At 53.3% G+C, this 17,395-nt stretch carries 16 protein-coding genes; 3 read left to right on the forward strand and 13 right to left on the reverse strand.

The window, feature by feature from the left end:
* Positions 1 to 30: 30 nt before the first annotated feature.
* Positions 31 to 1,074, reverse strand: coding sequence for a GMP reductase (locus C5523_RS22840; protein WP_108702033.1), 1,044 nt, complete (start codon positions 1,072 to 1,074; stop codon positions 31 to 33).
* A 329-nt stretch (positions 1,075 to 1,403) separates the two neighbouring features.
* On the opposite strand from C5523_RS22840, the gene coaE reads away from it, so the two are divergent.
* Genes coaE through yacG form a run of 3 tightly spaced genes read left to right on the forward strand, consistent with a single transcriptional unit; the run spans position 1,404 to position 2,971 of the window.
* Positions 1,404 to 2,024, forward strand: coding sequence for a dephospho-CoA kinase (gene coaE / locus C5523_RS22845; RefSeq protein WP_108702034.1), 621 nt, complete (start codon positions 1,404 to 1,406; stop codon positions 2,022 to 2,024).
* Positions 2,024 to 2,767: a cell division protein ZapD gene (zapD, locus tag C5523_RS22850; protein WP_071193651.1), complete on the forward strand. Its 744-nt coding sequence runs from the start codon at positions 2,024 to 2,026 to the stop codon at positions 2,765 to 2,767. Before coaE ends, zapD begins: the two co-directional genes overlap by 1 nt.
* A gap of 9 nt (positions 2,768 to 2,776) precedes the next feature.
* Complete coding sequence (gene yacG / locus C5523_RS22855) at positions 2,777 to 2,971, forward strand: DNA gyrase inhibitor YacG (RefSeq protein ID WP_108702035.1); 195 nt, start codon at positions 2,777 to 2,779, stop codon at positions 2,969 to 2,971.
* A 39-nt stretch (positions 2,972 to 3,010) separates the two neighbouring features.
* Here the strand turns inward: yacG and mutT are convergent, their stop codons facing one another.
* The 12 genes from mutT to murD form a co-directional block, all read right to left on the reverse strand.
* Positions 3,011 to 3,400, reverse strand: a complete 390-nt coding sequence (mutT, locus tag C5523_RS22860; protein WP_039078376.1) for an 8-oxo-dGTP diphosphatase MutT — start codon at positions 3,398 to 3,400, stop codon at positions 3,011 to 3,013.
* Between the two features lie 58 nt (positions 3,401 to 3,458).
* Positions 3,459 to 6,164: a preprotein translocase subunit SecA gene (gene secA / locus C5523_RS22865; protein ID WP_039078375.1), complete on the reverse strand. Its 2,706-nt coding sequence runs from the start codon at positions 6,162 to 6,164 to the stop codon at positions 3,459 to 3,461.
* 59 nt (positions 6,165 to 6,223) lie between these two features.
* Complete coding sequence (gene secM, locus C5523_RS22870) at positions 6,224 to 6,724, reverse strand: secA translation cis-regulator SecM (protein WP_039078374.1); 501 nt, start codon at positions 6,722 to 6,724, stop codon at positions 6,224 to 6,226.
* Positions 6,725 to 7,011: 287 nt separating this feature from the next.
* Complete coding sequence (gene lpxC / locus C5523_RS22875) at positions 7,012 to 7,929, reverse strand: UDP-3-O-acyl-N-acetylglucosamine deacetylase (RefSeq protein ID WP_039078373.1); 918 nt, start codon at positions 7,927 to 7,929, stop codon at positions 7,012 to 7,014.
* Between the two features lie 100 nt (positions 7,930 to 8,029).
* Complete coding sequence (ftsZ, locus tag C5523_RS22880; RefSeq protein ID WP_039078372.1) at positions 8,030 to 9,181, reverse strand: cell division protein FtsZ; 1,152 nt, start codon at positions 9,179 to 9,181, stop codon at positions 8,030 to 8,032.
* A gap of 58 nt (positions 9,182 to 9,239) precedes the next feature.
* Positions 9,240 to 10,496 carry a cell division protein FtsA gene (ftsA, locus tag C5523_RS22885; RefSeq protein WP_039078371.1) on the reverse strand — a complete coding sequence of 419 codons (1,257 nt, stop codon included), beginning with the start codon at positions 10,494 to 10,496 and terminating at the stop codon, positions 9,240 to 9,242.
* On the reverse strand, positions 10,496 to 11,326 hold the full coding sequence (gene ftsQ / locus C5523_RS22890; RefSeq protein ID WP_039078370.1) for a cell division protein FtsQ: 831 nt from the start codon (positions 11,324 to 11,326) through the stop codon (positions 10,496 to 10,498). The genes ftsA and ftsQ overlap by 1 nt, the downstream gene beginning before the upstream one ends.
* 1 nt (position 11,327) lies before the next feature.
* Positions 11,328 to 12,248 carry a D-alanine--D-alanine ligase gene (locus tag C5523_RS22895; protein ID WP_108702036.1) on the reverse strand — a complete coding sequence of 307 codons (921 nt, stop codon included), beginning with the start codon at positions 12,246 to 12,248 and terminating at the stop codon, positions 11,328 to 11,330.
* Complete coding sequence (gene murC, locus C5523_RS22900) at positions 12,241 to 13,713, reverse strand: UDP-N-acetylmuramate--L-alanine ligase (RefSeq protein WP_039078368.1); 1,473 nt, start codon at positions 13,711 to 13,713, stop codon at positions 12,241 to 12,243. The genes C5523_RS22895 and murC overlap by 8 nt, the downstream gene beginning before the upstream one ends.
* A 56-nt stretch (positions 13,714 to 13,769) precedes the next feature.
* Positions 13,770 to 14,837, reverse strand: a complete 1,068-nt coding sequence (gene murG, locus C5523_RS22905) for an undecaprenyldiphospho-muramoylpentapeptide beta-N-acetylglucosaminyltransferase (protein ID WP_108702037.1) — start codon at positions 14,835 to 14,837, stop codon at positions 13,770 to 13,772.
* Complete coding sequence (gene ftsW, locus C5523_RS22910; protein ID WP_047371825.1) at positions 14,834 to 16,078, reverse strand: cell division protein FtsW; 1,245 nt, start codon at positions 16,076 to 16,078, stop codon at positions 14,834 to 14,836. Before ftsW ends, murG begins: the two co-directional genes overlap by 4 nt.
* Entirely contained in the window at positions 16,078 to 17,394 is a 1,317-nt protein-coding gene (murD, locus tag C5523_RS22915) for a UDP-N-acetylmuramoyl-L-alanine--D-glutamate ligase (RefSeq protein ID WP_071193646.1), read from the reverse strand. The genes ftsW and murD overlap by 1 nt, the downstream gene beginning before the upstream one ends.
* Between the last annotated feature and the right edge of the window lies 1 nt (position 17,395).

Consider the following 17,395-nt stretch of genomic DNA (forward strand, 5'->3'; position numbering starts at 1 on the left):
CAGGCGCAGTAAACTGCGCCTGTAAACCGATTAAAGGCTATTGAAAACGCGGTTTTCTTGCTCCTGAACGCGGATAAAGGTAGTGCGTTTGGTCAGTTCTTTCAGGCGAGATGCGCCCACATAAGTACAGGCGGAACGCAAGCCACCAAGGATATCGCGCGCGGTATTTTCGACCGGGCCGCGTAGTTTCAACTTAACGGTTTTACCTTCTGCCGCACGGTACTGAGCAACCCCACCAACGTGACGGGTCATCGCCGACTCAGAACTCATGCCATAGAACAGCATGAATTTTTCACCGTTTTCGTCAACCACGGTACCGCCGCTTTCTTCGTGCCCTGCTAACATCCCACCGAGCATGACAAAATCAGCGCCGCCGCCAAAGGCTTTCGCCACATCGCCAGGCACGGTACAGCCGCCATCGCTAACGATTTGACCGCCCAAGCCATGTGCTGCATCGGCACACTCAATCACAGCGGAAAGCTGAGGATAACCGACACCGGTTTTCACACGTGTGGTGCAAACAGAACCCGGGCCGATACCGACTTTGACAATATCCGCACCGGAGAGAATCAGCTCTTCACACATTTCACCTGTTACTACGTTACCTGCGCAGATCGTTTTGCTCGGCCAGGCTTCACGCGCTTTCGACACAAATTGTACGAAGTGCTCGGAATAACCATTCGCGACATCAATGCAAACGAAATTCAACTGGGAGTGCAGCGCCAGAATTTGTTTGGTTTTTTCAAAGTCAGCATCTGAGGTACCTGTTGATACCATTACATGACGCAATACATCGTCAGATTCGCGCTGAACAAATGCTTTCCAGTCTTCGACAGAATAATGTTTATGTACTGCGGTCAGAATATCGAACGAAGCCAGCGCTTTCGCCATAGCAAAGGTGCCAACGGTATCCATATTGGCTGCAATTACCGGTACGCCAGACCAGTTCTGTCCTGAATGCTTAAAGGTAAACTCGCGTTCCAGCTCAACATCGGAACGGCTTTTTAGGGTAGAGCGTTTAGGGCGGATAAGAACGTCTTTAAAGCCTAATTTCAGATCTTCTTCAATACGCATGTGCGGATTCCTGGGGTTAATGGCGAACAACGCAGACTTGCAAACACACAACTCCAGTGACGCTATCATACGCACTAATCAGGACTCCGCAAGACTGCGAAATTCTCTTTTTTTACGCTACAATCCTATAAATTTACCTGGTGAAAGGGCAAGATTAGCCGCATTTGCGAAAGTTCATCTTGCTCAAATTATAACCTACTGATTCACATGATAAATGCATTATTATTTTTCCGCGTTTCGCTTACTGACGACCTTCGTAAAGCAAACTGGCAAAATTAAAAATGTGTGGGTTATGATTTTTTTTACCGACTATTTTGAGATCAGGCGCTATGGGGTATACGGTCGCGTTAACCGGAGGTATTGGTAGCGGCAAAAGCACGGTCGCTGATGCCTTCGCCCGTTTGGGCGTTGATGTTGTCGATGCAGATATTATTGCCCGCCAGGTTGTTGAACCGGGCTCTGTTGCATTACAAGCCATCGCCGAACATTTTGGTTCAGACATCCTCACACCTGAGGGTTCACTGAACCGTCGCTTATTACGCGAACGCATTTTTGCTTCCCCAGCCGAGAAAAACTGGCTCAATGGTTTGCTGCACCCATTAATACATCAGCAAACCCAGCGACAAATTGCCGGGGCTACTTCACCCTATGTGTTGTGGGTTGTTCCTTTGTTGGTTGAAAACCACTTACAGAGCAAAGCCGACCGGGTATTGGTTATCGACGTCTCACCAGAGACGCAAATTTTGCGAACGATGCAGCGTGACGGCGTAAGCCGTGAAAATGCTGAGCATATTCTGGCGGCGCAAGCGACACGTGAAGCACGCCTTGCCGTTGCGGATGATATTATTGACAATAATGGCGCACCAGATGCAATTGCATCGGATGTTGCCCGCCTGCATGCGGCTTATCTGAGCTATGCATCACAGGCAGTTTCACAGGAAAACCCTTAATGCAGACCCACGTCCTATTTGAACACCCGCTCAATGAAAAGATGCGCACCTGGCTGCGTATCGAATTCCTGCTCCAGCAACTCACTGCCCGCCTTCCTCTTGCCGATCATGCAGATGCGCTGCATTTCTTCCGCAATGCCGGTGAGTTATTAGATATTTTCGAGCGTGGTGACACACGTACCGAATTGCTTAAAGAGCTGGAACGCCAGCAACGTAAATTAAAAGCCTGGGCCGAAGTGCCTGGTGTTGATCAGGGACGTATCGATGCCATTCGCCAACAGTTAAAAGAGACCAGCACCATGCTGATGGCAGCCCCCCGGATTGGGCAGTTGCTGCGTGAAGACCGTCTCATCGGCCTGGTCCGCCAGCGTCTGAGTATACCGGGCGGCTGTTGCAGCTTTGATTTGCCCACCCTGCATGTCTGGTTGCATTTGCCACAGGCTCAGCGTGACGAGCAGGTGAATATCTGGCTGTCCAGCCTGACGCCACTCAATCATACGTTGTCACTGATTCTGGATTTGATCCGCAACTCAGCTCCGTTCCGTAAGCAAACCAGTCTGAACGGTTTTTACCAGGATAATGGTGAAGATGCCGATCTGCTTCGCCTGCACCTGGATTTAGACAGCCAGTTATTCCCACAGATTTCGGGGCATAAAAGTCGTTTCGCCATTCGTTTCCTGCCGCTCGATAGTGAAAATGGCATCATCCCGGAACGCCTGGATTTCGAACTGGCTTGTTGTTAAGGAGAAATGATGTCAGACGCAACGCGTGTTAATTGCCCGACCTGCGGCAAAAGCGTGATATGGAGCGAAACCAGCCCGTTTCGCCCGTTCTGTTCAAAACGCTGCCAGTTAATAGACCTGGGTGAATGGGCTGCGGAAGAAAAGCGCATCCCGAGTGCAGGGGATCTTTCCGACAGTGACGACTGGAGTGAAGAACAGCAGTAAATGACAAGGTGGCGGGAAGCCCCGCCACACTTTGCGCCATCAGGCGTTTGCCAGTTTTGAGATGACTGGCTCATTAGCGGGTGGGAACTCATCTGCCAGCAGTTGAGTCTGATGGACCCAACGCCCAGGCTGCCCTTCTTTTCCCCACGGTTCCCCTTCCCACTGCTCAACAAGATAAAACCAGAGCGTAATGTGGCGATCCGGGAAACGATATTCCAGTTTATCGAACAGGCTGGCCGCACCAGCTTTGATACCCACTTCTTCGTGCAGCTCACGGATAACCGCTTGTTCAGGTGTTTCACCTTCTTCGATCTTGCCGCCAGGAAATTCCCATTTATTCGCCATATGCGCATCGGCTGCGCGCTGGGTAATAAAGATTTCTCCCTGTGGATTGCGAATAATTCCGACGGCGATTTGCAGTATTTTCATTGTCGTTACTCCATAAAAAAGGCGCAGATATCTGCGCCTTTCTTTATTTATTCGTGTCTTAGCTCAGACGGCCATGGCACTGTTTGTATTTTTTACCTGACCCGCAAGGACAAGGGTCGTTGCGACCGACTTTACGATCGCCAGTCTGTGCAGCCAGTGCTGCCGCCGCCTCAGATTCATCATCACGGTGGCTAAGTTGCTGCATCTGCGCCAGACGCTCTGCTTCTTCGCGGCGCTGCTGCTCCATTGCTTCAACTTCTTCCGGCATACGTACCTGAACTTTACTCAGGGTGCTGATCACTTCATATTTCAGCGACTCCAGCATCGCGGCGAACATAGAGAAAGATTCGCGCTTGTACTCCTGCTTCGGATCTTTTTGCGCATAGCCACGTAAATGGATCCCCTGACGCAGATAGTCCATCGCCGCCAGGTGCTCTTTCCACAGTGAGTCCAGCGTTTGCAGCATGACGCCTTTTTCGAAGTGGCGCATCATCTCCGCGCCAACAACCTCTTCTTTGCGAGCATAGACTTCAACTGCCTGAGCAAGGATACGCTCACGCAGGGTCTCTTCATGCAATTCCGGCTCTTTATCCAGCCACTCAGCAATCGGCAGATCGAGGTCGAAATCATTTTTCAGGCGTTCCTGCAAGCCAGGAATATCCCACATTTCTTCCAGCGACTGCGGTGGAATGTGAGCGTCGATAGTCGCTTTGAACACATCCTCACGAATGCTGTTAATGGTCTCGCTCACATCAGAGACATCCAACAGTTCGTTACGCTGGGTGTAGATTGCGCGACGCTGATCGTTCGCCACGTCATCATATTCCAGCAGCTGTTTACGGATATCGAAGTTGCGGCTTTCCACTTTACGTTGCGCGTTAGCAATCGCCTTGGTCACCCATGGGTGTTCAATCGCTTCGCCCGGTTTCATACCCAGTTTACGCATCATGCTCGAAACACGATCGGAGGCAAAAATACGCATCAGCGCATCTTCCATCGACAGGTAGAAGCGGGATGAGCCCGGGTCACCCTGACGACCAGAACGGCCACGCAACTGGTTATCGATACGGCGTGATTCGTGACGCTCGGTACCAATGATATGCAGGCCGCCCGCAGCCAGAACGGCATCATGACGCACCTGCCAGTCCGCTTTGATCTTCGCGATCTGCTCCGGCGTCGGGTCGGTCAGCTCGGCGACTTCTGCCTGCCAGCTACCACCCAACACAATATCGGTACCACGACCAGCCATGTTAGTTGCGATCGTTACCGCTGCGGTATAACCCGCCTGAGCAACGATATCTGCTTCTTTGGCGTGGAATTTCGCGTTCAGTACGTTGTGTTTGATACCCGCTTTCGTCAGCTCATTTGAAACCACTTCGGATTTCTCAATGGAGATCGTACCCACCAGCACCGGCTGGCCTGCGGCGGTACGCTCACGAATATCTTCGATAATCGCCTGAATTTTTTCCGCCTCGGTCATGTAGACCAGATCCGGCATATCTTTACGGATCATCGGACGGTTGGTCGGCACCACCACGGTGTCGAGTTTATAAATAGAACTGAACTCGAATGCTTCGGTATCCGCAGTACCGGTCATCCCCGCCAGTTTCTCGTACAGACGGAAGTAGTTCTGGAAGGTAATAGAAGCCAGCGTCTGGTTTTCGTTCTGAATATCCACACCTTCTTTGGCTTCCACAGCCTGGTGCAGGCCATCGGACCAGCGGCGACCCTGCATGGTACGACCGGTGTGTTCATCGACGATAATAACTTCGCCGTCTTTAACAATGTAATCCACGTCACGGGTGAACAAAGCGTGCGCGCGCAGCGCTGCGGTAACATGGTGCATCAGCATAATGTTACCCGGCGAGTACAGTGACTCACCCTCATCCATGATGCCTTCTTTAACCAGCAGTTCTTCAATCAGCACCAGACCACGTTCGGTCAGGTTAACCTGACGCGCCTTCTCATCAACGGAGAAGTGGCCTTCGCCCTGGAAAGTATCGGAATCTTCCTTCTCCTGACGAATCAGATGCGGGATGATTTTGTTCACTTTTTTGTACATTTCCGAGCTGTCTTCAGCCGGGCCGGAAATGATCAGCGGTGTACGTGCTTCATCAATGAGGATGGAGTCCACCTCATCCACCAGTGCATAGTGCAGTTTGCGCTGTACGCGTTCTTCAGGGCTGAACGCCATGTTGTCGCGCAGGTAGTCAAAACCGTATTCGTTGTTAGTACCGTAGGTGATATCTGCGGCATACGCTTCACGCTTCGCCACAGACGGCATCCCCGGCAGGTTGATACCGACGGTCATGCCCAGGAATTCGAACAACGGACGGTTGTTTTCGGCGTCACGTTGCGCCAGATAGTCGTTCACGGTGACCACGTGGACACCTTTGCCGCTCAGCGCGTTCACATAAGCAGGCAGCGTCGCGGTCAGCGTTTTACCTTCACCGGTACGCATCTCTGCGATGCAGCGTTCATTCAATACCATGCCGCCGAGTAACTGGACGTCGAAGTGGCGCATACCGAAGACACGTTTACTGGCTTCGCGCACGACGGCAAACGCTTCCGGGATCAGGCTTTCAACCGTTTCGCCTTTTTCCAGACGGCCACGAAATTCCGCTGTTTTTGCTTTCAGTTCGTCGTCTGACAGCTTTTCCATTTCCGGCTCCATCGCATTGATGATGCCGACTGCTTTGCGCATACGACGCAGTGTACGATCGTTACGACTACCGAATACTTTTGTTAATAATTTGATAAGCATAATAAAATCTCAAACGCCCCGCTCTGCGGAGTCACAAAATTAGTTGAAGGATAAATTTTTCAGCTAAGGCGTTGAGGTCCCGCACGGATGCCCTGTACCTGGCTAATCCAGGCCCGGACGCTAAACGCGGAATGGGTGGGGAAATCAGTATCAAATGTCTGGCTAACACTTGCTGCCGGCCTCTGCTCCTGGGTCAGCAGTGCACTGAGCGTATCCAGCAGAGCGAGATGATGCGCCTGCAAAGGCAGCGGTTCTTCCACGACGGGTAATGCCTGCGGCGCCATCGCAAAAGAGAGATGTCGAATAACGGTACGGATAGCATGCTGATGCCAGTAATCAACAGTGAAGCTTGGGCGACGAGTTCCTTCAAGCAACGCGAGGTTGGTGAAGTTGACGCTGCCAGCGCCTTCATGATTACGCGTCGTCGCTTTGGCCGGTTCAGTGTGGTTGCTGTTGCTGAGCGCAGGCATGCCAAAGCTTGCCGCGACCATCCCTAATAAGAGATGCGGCCAGAAATAACGTCTGCCAAATTGTCGCCAGCGCGTCAGAATTCCGCTCACTCACTCCACCAAAAAAATCACTGTTGCCTGTTTTTTACTTCGGTACGCGTTATTTTGCGCAAAGATATTACCATTAATGCAGCGGGAGGACAGCGATTATAAGGCGCTCTGAGGGATAAAAACGGCCAGGAAAGCAGCGATCGCGCTCATTGAATGGTAAAAACAATCTTCATGAACCAAAGCGAGGCAAAAGTACAGATTTTAAAATAAAAAACGACTGGCACTCCTGGCAGGAGAGAGTGTGCCAGGCGGACCAGTCGAATTCAGGTCTTACTTATTGTCTGGTATTACGCCAGAACCATCGTCGGTGCTTTGAACGCCAATGGCAGTTCCGCATCGTCTTCGAAGGTCACAAATTCCCAGGCTTCCTGTTTCGCCAGGACCGCCTGCAACAGTTTGTTGTTCAGCGCGTGACCAGATTTATATGCGGTAAACGCACCGATGATATTGTGACCACACATGAACAAGTCACCAATCGCGTCGAGCATTTTGTGACGAACGAATTCGTCTTCAAAACGCAGGCCGTCTTCGTTCAATACGCGATAATCGTCAACAACGATGGCACAATCGAAGCTACCGCCCAGGCACAAACCACGGGACTGCAGATATTCGATATCACGCATGAAACCGAAGGTACGCGCGCGGCTAATCTGGCGCATAAACGCGTCGGCAGAAAAGTTCATCGCGTAACGCTGGGTGCTGGCATCAATGGCCGGGTGGTTAAAGTCGATGGTGAAATCGAGAGAGAAACCGTTAAACGGTTTAAACTCTGCCCATTTATCACCGTCTTCAACGCGGACCGTCTCTTTGATTCGCACGAATTTCTTCGCACTGCGCAGCTCTTCGATGCCTGCGTCCAGCAGAAGATAAACGAACGGTGCAGCACTACCATCCATAATCGGGATTTCCGGCGCATCGACTTCAACAATAATGTTGTCGATACCCAGTCCGGCCAGAGCAGCATTAAGGTGCTCTACGGTTGAAATCCGCACGTCATGCTCGTTCACCAGACACGTACAGAGCATTGTATCACGCACAGATTTAGCATCAGCCGGGAAATCTACCGGTGGATTCAAGTCAGTGCGACGATAGATGACCCCGGTGTTGGCCGGCGCAGGGCGCAACGTCAGTGTGACTTTCTTGCCGGTATGTAAACCGACACCAGTCGCCTGAACGATACGTTTAAGTGTCCTTTGTTTGATCATCGTATAATCTCGCCTAATTAACTATCCAACCGAAGTGTACTACACAATCGGTGGGGCAGTTTAGCACAAAGAGCGAAGATGCCCAACTTCCAGCGTATTCTTAATCAGCTTGCTTACGCAAAAACGCTGGAATATCCAGGTAATCCGGTTCTTTAGTCGTCTGCGGCGTATTGTCGTTGACCACTTTAGACTGAGGTTTCTGCTCCTGCTGCATCGTCGACATACCATGCTGCTGGTAGCGGTCCATCACCGGTTGCTGCTGCTGTTTGTTGGTCACCAGAGTAATTTCCGGACGTTTGTCCATACCAATACCGGTTGCAACAACAGTCACACGCAGCTCATCATTCATATCCGGATCCAACGATGTACCAATAACAACAGTAGCATTGTCAGAAGCGAATGCACGAATAGTGTTACCCACCGTTTCGAACTCATCGAGACGCAGGTCGAAGCCCGCGGTGATGTTAACCAGCACGCCGCGCGCACCAGACAGATCGATATCTTCCAGCAGCGGAGAGGAGATCGCCATTTCCGCAGCTTCTTCAGCGCGGTCTTCGCCTCTCGCGACACCAGAACCCATCATGGCATAGCCCATTTCGGACATCACGGTACGCACGTCAGCAAAGTCGACGTTCATCAGACCCGGACGGGTAATCAGTTCGGCGATACCCTGCACCGCGCCTTTCAGTACGTCGTTAGCCGCACCGAATGCATCCAACAGAGAGATACCACGACCGAGAACTTTCAGCAGCTTATCGTTCGGGATTGTAATCAGCGAGTCCACATGTTTGGACAGCTCGGCGATACCCTGTTCAGCAAATGCCATACGCTTCTTGCCTTCAAAATTGAAAGGCTTGGTCACGACAGCAACCGTCAGGATACCCAAATCTTTAGCCACTTCTGCAACGACCGGTGCCGCACCCGTGCCGGTGCCGCCGCCCATACCCGCTGCGATAAAGACCATGTCTGCACCATCAAGCGCAGCGCGCAGTGCTTCACGGTCTTCTTCAGCCGCATTACGACCAACTTCCGGGTTAGCCCCAGCGCCCAGACCTTTGGTGATACCACCACCGATCTGAATGGTCTGACCCACCGCAGTCTTACGCAACGCTTGCGCGTCGGTATTCACTGCGAAGAATTCAACACCCTCAATGCGCTCGCGCACCATGTGTTCAACGGCATTACCGCCGCCGCCACCGACGCCGATGACTTTAATCACCGCGTCGTTGGTCAGTTCCATAGGTTCAAACATAATTTCTCTCCGTTTTGTGCCTGTCGCCTGAGACCGCTAATGTTTCGGTCTCTGAAAATTAAAATTCTTTACGCAGCCAGCTGTTGATTCGTTTAAACCACGAGCCGACTGATGCACGTTTTTCCACTTCTGCTTCACCACTGAGATGGGTTTCTTTCCCGTAGTGCAGCAATCCCACCGCCGTTGAGTAGTACGGCTCCTGGGCGTAATCCGTTAAACCTGTAATATTGAGCGGCGCACCAATACGCACCTGCGTATGGAATACGCGCTGAGCACAGGCCGCAAGACCTTCAATTTGCGCTGCTCCGCCCGTTAACACAATCCCCGCCGCCAGATGATGTTTCACCCCTTGCTGACGAAGCTGCTCTTGTAACTGCAAAATCTCATCATTCACCAGATTGAGCAACTCGGTATAACGCGGCTCAATCACGTCGGCCAGCGTCTGGCGCTGCAAACTGCGCGGTGGACGCCCACCTACACTCGGTACTTCGACGCTTTCGTCTTTACCTACAATGGAGCCCAGTGCGCAACCATGGCGAACTTTAATGGCTTCAGCATCGCTGGGTGGCGTACCGAACGCATAAGCGATATCGCTGGTCACGACATTCCCCGCATACGGGATCACTTTCGTATGGCGCAGCGCTCCGCCTGTATAAACGGCCATGTCCATTGTACCACCACCGATGTCTACAACGCAGACACCCAGCTCACGTTCATCTTCCGTCAATACGGAATAACTGGACGCCAGTCCGGCGAAAATAAGTTGGTCAACTTTCAGACCACAACGTTCCACGGCTTTAACAATGTTTTTCGCCATATCGTTATGGCAAGTGATCAGATGTACTTTCGCCTGCATACGCACACCCGAAAGACCTACCGGGTTTTTGATACCTTCCTGGTAATCAATGGCATATTCCTGAGGAATGACATGCAGAACGCGGTGTTCATCACGCACACGCACCGATTTCGCCGTGTGCACCACATTTTCTACATCTTCCTGCGTCACTTCCTCTTCTGAAATCGGCACCATACCAATTTCATTCTGGCAGCTAATATGTTTACCCGATAACGCCAGATAAACAGAGGAAATCTGGCAATCTGCCATCAATTCGGCCTGATCGATGGCGCGCTGAACGCATTTCACCACAGATTCCAGGTCGTTAACGCCACCTTTATCCATACCACGGGACGGGCAGCTTCCCACTCCGATGATATTGATCATACCGTCGGGCAGAACTTCCCCTACCAAAGCGGCTACCTTCGCGGTACCAATCTCCAGTCCTACTACCAGTTTTCTGTCCGTCGCCTTGATCATTATTGTTCTGCCTGTGCCTGATTCTGTTGCTGATTAGGGTCCTGAACTGGGGCCGGCTTCCAACCTACCGCCGCGCCAGAGTCATAGCGTAAATCCACGTAACTGATTTCTTTGTGATCCGCTTGCGCCTGCTGTTGCAGAACCGGATACAGTTCGACAAAGCGCGCCAGGCGTTTCATCGTATCGCCACGGCCGAGGTTGAGCTTAATATCGTTATTTAGCGTCACCTGCCACGACCGCCGGGCAGTCATCGCCGCCTCTTTCAACGTGAATTTATCCTTCGCCAGCACCTGCCCCATGTCATGGAAGCCCTGTAAAACTTCGCTCTCACTCCCTTCCGGGCCATACAGCATGGGTAAAACCTGCTTGCTGGTACGATCCGCAGGAACGCTGAACGAATTACCGTCCATGTCCACCATATGCTGATCATTCCAACGTGCTATGGGCACATATTCAACCAGATGAATCTTCAATTCATCAGGCCATTGCTTTCTGACACTCGCCTGCTTTATCCAGGGCAGACGTTCAATCTGGCTCTGGATAATATTGACATCCTGCGTCATAAACGTGCCGGGTGCGCCAAGCGCCAGAATTGACTGGCGAATGTCGTCGTTGCGGGTGTAATGACGATCGCCTGTCAGCACCAGCTTCGACAACGGTAAACGTTGCGCATCTTCCATCCAGCCCAGGACTACCCAGCCGCTAGCCAACACGGTACACAACACCGTCAGCAGGAACAGGATTCCTGCAAGACGCGTTCCATTATTACGACGGGAGGAAGGCATTTCCTCGACATCGCGATTTCTCGTGTTCAGCGCAGCCTGAGACATATCACTCCGCCAGTTCCAGAATTCGCACGACCAACTGCGAGAAGGTTAACCCCGCCTGTCGCGCTGCCATCGGGACCAGGCTATGACTCGTCATACCCGGCGCGGTATTGGCTTCCAGCAGATAAAACTGCCCATCACTGTCTAACATAGCGTCAATTCTTCCCCAGCCCCGACATCCCAGCGCACGCCAGGCTTTCAGTACCAGGTTTTGTAAATTGGCCTCATCTTCTGCTTCCAGACCTGACGGACAGAAATATTTTGTCTCATCAGAGAGATACTTCGCCTCATAATCATAGAAGGTTCCAGCGGGCTGAATGCGAATTGACGGTAAAATTTCTTTTCCGAGCATGGCAACTGTAAATTCGGGTCCACTTAGCCATTTTTCGATAAGAACTTCATCATCATGTTGAAAGGCAAGCGCTAACGCAGCCGTTAACGCACCAGATTCTTCAACTTTTGACATCCCGACACTTGAGCCTTCACGGCTCGGTTTAACGATAACCGGTAAACCTAACGCATCAATGCGCTGAATAACGTCGTTATTGAGTCCCGATTCAAATTCGCTGCGTGTTAATGCAACCCACGGGGCGACCGGTAACCCTGCACCTTGCCAGAGCAATTTACTGCGCAATTTATCCATTGAGATTGCCGACGCCATAACACCGCTGCCGGTATAGGGCACCCCTGTTATCTCCAGCAATCCTTGCAGCGTACCGTCTTCGCCGCCACGCCCGTGCAGCGCAATGAATGCCTTATCGAAGCCCATCGCTTTCAGGCGAGTGACATCCACATCACGCGGGTCAATCGGGTGGGCATCAACGCCCCCCTCACGTAAACCCGCAAGCACCGCAGCGCCGGAGTTTAATGACACCTCACGCTCAGCAGAAACCCCGCCCAGCAGGACCGCGACTTTATCAGCCATTGCGCTCGTCCTCCTGTTGCGGCTTGAGTTTCACTTCCGCCAGTTGACGCGCAATCTTACCGACATTGCCTGCGCCCTGAATCAGTATCAAATCATTACCGGTCAGAACCGGAGCCAGCATTGCCGCGGTTTGAGCCGGATCGGACACCAGAATCGGGTCGATTTTTCCACGGCCGCGAATGGTACGGCACAGGGAACGGCTGTCCGCTCCCGGAATCGGCGTTTCGCCCGCAGAGTAAACATCCAGCATCAGCAGCGAATCGACCTGGGTCAGAACATTGGCAAAATCGTCATACAGATCGCGCGTACGGGTAAAGCGATGCGGCTGGAAGACCATCACCAGATTTTTATCCGGCCAGCCCGCGCGTGCCGCTTTAATGGTGGCATCCACTTCCGTCGGGTGATGACCGTAATCATCCACCAGCATGGCAGTCCCTGGTTTACCGTTAACGGGTTCCAGCGGAAACTCACCGAGGAAATCAAAACGACGACCGGTGCCCTGGAAGCTCTCCAGCGCGCTCAGAATATCTTCGTCATCGATGCCTTCCTCAGTCGCCACCGCGACCGCAGCCGCTGCATTAAGCGCATTATGGCGGCCCGGCGCATTGAGCGTGACATGCAGTTCCGGCTTATCCTGGCGAATCAGGGTGAAATGCCCTTGCGCGCCTTTCTGTTGATAGTTTTCAATGCGTACATCCGCATCCTGGCTAAAGCCGTATGTGGTGAGCTGACGACCCACTCGCGGTAATAATTCGCGAATAACCGGATCGTCCACGCACATCACCGCGCGACCATAGAACGGCAGGTTGTGCAGGAAGTTGATAAACGTCGTTTTTAAATTCTCGAAGTCACCCTGGTAGGTGTCCATATGGTCAGCTTCGATATTGGTGACAATCGCCACCATCGGTTGCAGATGGAGGAATGACGCATCACTCTCGTCTGCTTCCGCAATCAGATAACGGCTGTTGCCCAGACGCGCATGTACGCCTGCCGCTTTCACCAGACCGCCATTCACGAAGGTAGGATCAAGCCCACCTTCGGCGTAAATACTGGCAACCATAGCCGTGGTTGTCGTTTTGCCATGCGTACCGGCGATAGCGATACCGTGGCGAAAGCGCATCAGCTCTGCCAGCATTTCGGCACGGCGAATCACCGGGATGCGCGCTTCATTCGCGGCTACGATTTCCGGGTTATCCGCTGCAATCGCGCTGGACACAACGACAACACTCGCATCGCTAACGTTCTCCGGGCGATGGTTGAAATAGATTGTCGCGCCAAGCGACGCCAACTGCTGCGTTACCGGATTCGGCGCCAAATCAGAACCGCTGATTTGATAACCTTCGTTAGCCAAAACTTCGGCAATACCGCCCATGCCAGCACCGCCAATGCCGACAAAGTGAATGTGCCGGACGCGACGCATCTCGGGCACGATTGAACGCAGTTTCGCCAGTTGTTGTGTATTCATTCTCTAAACGCCATCTACCACTTCAAATTCGCGCGACGCAAAAGGCGTCGCCAGTATTAAGCCTGTGCTGCAAGACTCACTTCTTTTGCCACTCGTTCAGTGGCATCGGGAATGGCGGCGGCGCGTGCGCGCTCGGCCATTTCCAGTAATGCTTCCCGGTTCCAGCCTGCAAGTGTCTCTGCCACGGCATCGACCGTAAATTGCGGCTGCTCCAGAATCTTCGCCGCACCCGCTTTTTCCAGCGGCAGCGCATTCCAGTACTGCTGTCTATCCTTATGCTGGAATGGAACAAATAACGCAGGCAGGCCTGCGGCAGCAATCTCACTGACCGTCAGTGCGCCAGAGCGGCATACCACAACGTCCGCCCAGGCATAGGCCTGCGCCATATCATCAATAAACTCGGTCACTTTATGCTGAGGCTGACCAGCATCGGCGTAGGCCTGCTCAACGGTTTGCTGAGCCCCCTTTCCACTCTGATGCCAGATAGTCACCGCGCTGCCCAGTTTTGCCGCGACCTGCGGTATCGTCTGATTCAGTACGCGCGCCCCCTGCGAACCACCCACCACCAGAACCCGCACCGGCCCTTCACGGCCCGGCAATCGTTCTTGCGGCAATGGCAGCGCCAGTACATCCACGCGTACCGGGTTACCTACTACCTCGGCTTTCGGGAATGCGCCCGGGAAGGCCTGCATAACTTTGGTGGCGATCTTCGCCAGCCATTTGTTAGTCAGCCCTGCGATACCGTTTTGCTCATGCAGCACGACGGGAATACCTAGCGACCATGCGGCTAACCCGCCAGGGCCAGAGACATAACCGCCCATGCCCAGCACTACGTCCGGCTTGAAGCGCTGCATAATGGCGCGCGCCTGACGCCAGGCGTTAAAAATTCTCAACGGCGCAAGCAGCAGGGCTTTCACCCCTTTGCCGCGAAGGCCGGAGATACGGATGAAGTCAATCTCGATACCGTGTTTCGGTACCAGGTCGGCTTCCATGCGATCGGCGGTTCCGAGCCAGCGCACTTGCCAGCCCTGATCCATTAAATGGTGCGCAACCGCAAGCCCGGGGAACACATGCCCGCCGGTACCGCCTGCCATCACCATTAACCGCTTCGGTTGACCGCTCATCGTGAACCTCGTGTAAACGCCTGGGCTTTTTCCAGACGCGTTTCATAATCAATACGTAACAACAGCATGATGGCCGTCGACATAATCAATAAACTGGAGCCGCCATAACTGATGAGCGGCAGAGTCAGCCCTTTAGTCGGCAGCATACCTGCGGCTGCGCCAACGTTTACTAATGCCTGGAAGCTGAACCAAATGCCGATCGAGCAGGCCAGAAAACCCGAAAACCGCTGATCGATTTCCAGCGCCTTGCGTCCGATGGACATGGCGCGGAAAGCGACGAAGAATACCATTAAAAGTGCCAGTACCACACCGATATAACCCAGTTCTTCGCCGATAATGGCGAAGATGAAGTCGGTATGTGCTTCGGGCAGATATTCCAGCTTTTGTACCGAGTTCCCAAGCCCCTGGCCCCACAGCTCACCGCGACCAAATGCCATCAGCGACTGCGTTAGCTGGTAGCCGCTACCAAACGGATCATCCCAGGGGTTCCAGAACGATGTCACACGACGAATACGGTATGGCTCAGCCAAAATCAGCAGAATCACCGCTGCAATACCAGAGCCGATAATGGCGATGAACTGCCACAGTTTTGCCCCCGCCAGGAATAACATCGCCAGCGTGGTAATAAAGAGCACAACCACGGTCCCGAGGTCAGGCTGTGCCAGCAGCAGCACGGCGAGCACCATAATGACGCCCATCGGTTTAAGGAAGCCGCGCAAGTTATTGCGCACCTCATCAACCTTACGCACCAGGTAGTTCGCCAGATAACAAAACAGCGACAGCTTGGTAAATTCCGCAGGCTGGAAACGCATCACCCCAAGGTCAATCCAGCGCGATGCCCCGTTGATTGAGCTACCCACCACCAGAACTACCAGCAGCATGACAATGGCGGCCACCAGCATTACCGAGCTCCAGCGCTGCCAGAACTCCATCGGCAATCGCAGCGTTACCAGCCCCAGACAAAACGCCAGAAACAGATACAGCGCATGGCGTTTGGCAAAGAAAAACGGGTCCGCCGTCAGTCGCTGCCCTACCGGCATGGATGCCGAAGTCACCATGATGAATCCGATCGCCGCCAGGCCCAGCGTCAGCCAGAACAGCGTGCGGTCGTACATGACCAGGCTGTCGTTGTCCTTCTGGCGTGAGCCCATCACCCAACCTTTTAATGCCCCAAATAACCAGCTCAGGATCCCAAATCCTGGCAGGTGCGGCATTCTCGGGCGGGGGAGACTTAAACGCATCAACCTAACTCCTGCGCCAGGCGGGTAAAGACATCGCCACGCTGTTCAAAATTCTTAAATTGATCAAGGCTGGCGCAGGCGGGTGATAACAACACCATATCGCCCGGTTGCACACGCGTCGCAATCAGGCGCATCGCCTGTTCCATATCCTGTGTTTGATCGGTAATTTCCGGACGCAACGTAGCCAGTTCTGCGCCGTCACGGCCAAAGCAATACAAGCGAACATTACTGCCTTCGAGATAACGTTTCAGCGGAGAGAAATCTGCCGATTTACCGTCGCCACCGAGCAGCAGGTGCAGAGTGCCATCTACATGCAGGCCGTTCAGTGCCGCCTCAGTACTGCCGACATTGGTCGCTTTGGAATCGTTAATCCAGCGCACGCCGTTGTGCTCCAGCGCCAACTGGAAGCGGTGCGCCAGACCAGTAAACGTGGTCAACGCTTTCAGGCTGCTGGCGCGCGGTAACCCCACGGCATCGGCCAGGGCCAGCGCCGCCAGCGCGTTCGTATAATTGTGCTGGCCGCTAAGCTTCATTTCTTTAACGTTCAGCACCTTCTCACCTTTCACGCGCAGCCAGGTTTCCCCCTGCTGGCGATTGAGATGGTAATCACCGACATCCACGCCAAAGCTGACGCAGCGCTCATCCGCACCACGCACTGGCATGGTCAGCGCGTCATCTGCATTCACCACGCAAACCTTCGCATTTTCATAAACACGCAGTTTCGCCGCACGGTACTGCTGGAGACCAAACGGATACCTGTCCATATGATCTTCGGTAACGTTGAGGATGGTCGCCGCCGCCGCATGCAGGCTGGATGTGGTTTCAAGCTGGAAGCTCGAAAGTTCCAACACGTAAAGATCGCAGGCAGATTCCAGCAGCATCAGCGCGGGCAGGCCAATATTGCCGCCAACGCCGACGTTCTTGCCGGCGGATTTCGCCATTTCGCCAACCAGCGTGGTGACTGTGCTTTTGCCATTCGACCCGGTGATCGCCACGATCGGCGCCTGCGCTTCACGGCAAAAAAGCTCAATATCACCAACGATCTCTACGCCCGCATCTGCCGCTGCGCTCAGCGACGGATGCGCCAGAGCGATCCCAGGGCTCGCGACGATCAGATCGGCCGCCAGCAGCCAGTCATCATTCAGACCACCAAGATAGCGCTCCACCTCTTCCGGGAGCTTATCCAACCCCGGAGGCGAAACGCGGGTATCCATCACTTTCGGCGTTACGCCGCGCGCGCGGAAAAATTCCACGCACGAGAGTCCCGTCAGACCAAGACCAATAATGACGACTTTTTTACCCTGGTAATCTGCCATG

The sequence above is a fragment of the Phytobacter sp. SCO41 genome, assembly GCF_003073275.1.
In the GTDB taxonomy this organism is placed as follows: Bacteria; Pseudomonadota; Gammaproteobacteria; order Enterobacterales; family Enterobacteriaceae; genus Phytobacter; species Phytobacter diazotrophicus.

What these genes read in the sequence shown, in the direction of transcription:
- C5523_RS22840 (WP_108702033.1), bottom strand. Translation starts at nt 1,074, where the DNA reads ATGCGTATTGAAGAAGATCTGAAATTAGGCTTTAAAGACGTTCTTATC.
- ftsW (WP_047371825.1), bottom strand. Translation starts at nt 16,078, where the DNA reads ATGCGTTTAAGTCTCCCCCGCCCGAGAATGCCGCACCTGCCAGGATTT.
- coaE (WP_108702034.1), top strand. Translation starts at nt 1,404, where the DNA reads ATGGGGTATACGGTCGCGTTAACCGGAGGTATTGGTAGCGGCAAAAGC.
- ftsA (WP_039078371.1), bottom strand. Translation starts at nt 10,496, where the DNA reads ATGATCAAGGCGACGGACAGAAAACTGGTAGTAGGACTGGAGATTGGT.
- lpxC (WP_039078373.1), bottom strand. Translation starts at nt 7,929, where the DNA reads ATGATCAAACAAAGGACACTTAAACGTATCGTTCAGGCGACTGGTGTC.
- C5523_RS22895 (WP_108702036.1), bottom strand. Translation starts at nt 12,248, where the DNA reads ATGGCTGATAAAGTCGCGGTCCTGCTGGGCGGGGTTTCTGCTGAGCGT.
- secA (WP_039078375.1), bottom strand. Translation starts at nt 6,164, where the DNA reads ATGCTTATCAAATTATTAACAAAAGTATTCGGTAGTCGTAACGATCGT.
- murG (WP_108702037.1), bottom strand. Translation starts at nt 14,837, where the DNA reads ATGAGCGGTCAACCGAAGCGGTTAATGGTGATGGCAGGCGGTACCGGC.
- murD (WP_071193646.1), bottom strand. Translation starts at nt 17,394, where the DNA reads ATGGCAGATTACCAGGGTAAAAAAGTCGTCATTATTGGTCTTGGTCTG.
- mutT (WP_039078376.1), bottom strand. Translation starts at nt 3,400, where the DNA reads ATGAAAATACTGCAAATCGCCGTCGGAATTATTCGCAATCCACAGGGA.
- murC (WP_039078368.1), bottom strand. Translation starts at nt 13,713, where the DNA reads ATGAATACACAACAACTGGCGAAACTGCGTTCAATCGTGCCCGAGATG.
- ftsQ (WP_039078370.1), bottom strand. Translation starts at nt 11,326, where the DNA reads ATGTCTCAGGCTGCGCTGAACACGAGAAATCGCGATGTCGAGGAAATG.
- ftsZ (WP_039078372.1), bottom strand. Translation starts at nt 9,181, where the DNA reads ATGTTTGAACCTATGGAACTGACCAACGACGCGGTGATTAAAGTCATC.
- yacG (WP_108702035.1), top strand. Translation starts at nt 2,777, where the DNA reads ATGTCAGACGCAACGCGTGTTAATTGCCCGACCTGCGGCAAAAGCGTG.
- zapD (WP_071193651.1), top strand. Translation starts at nt 2,024, where the DNA reads ATGCAGACCCACGTCCTATTTGAACACCCGCTCAATGAAAAGATGCGC.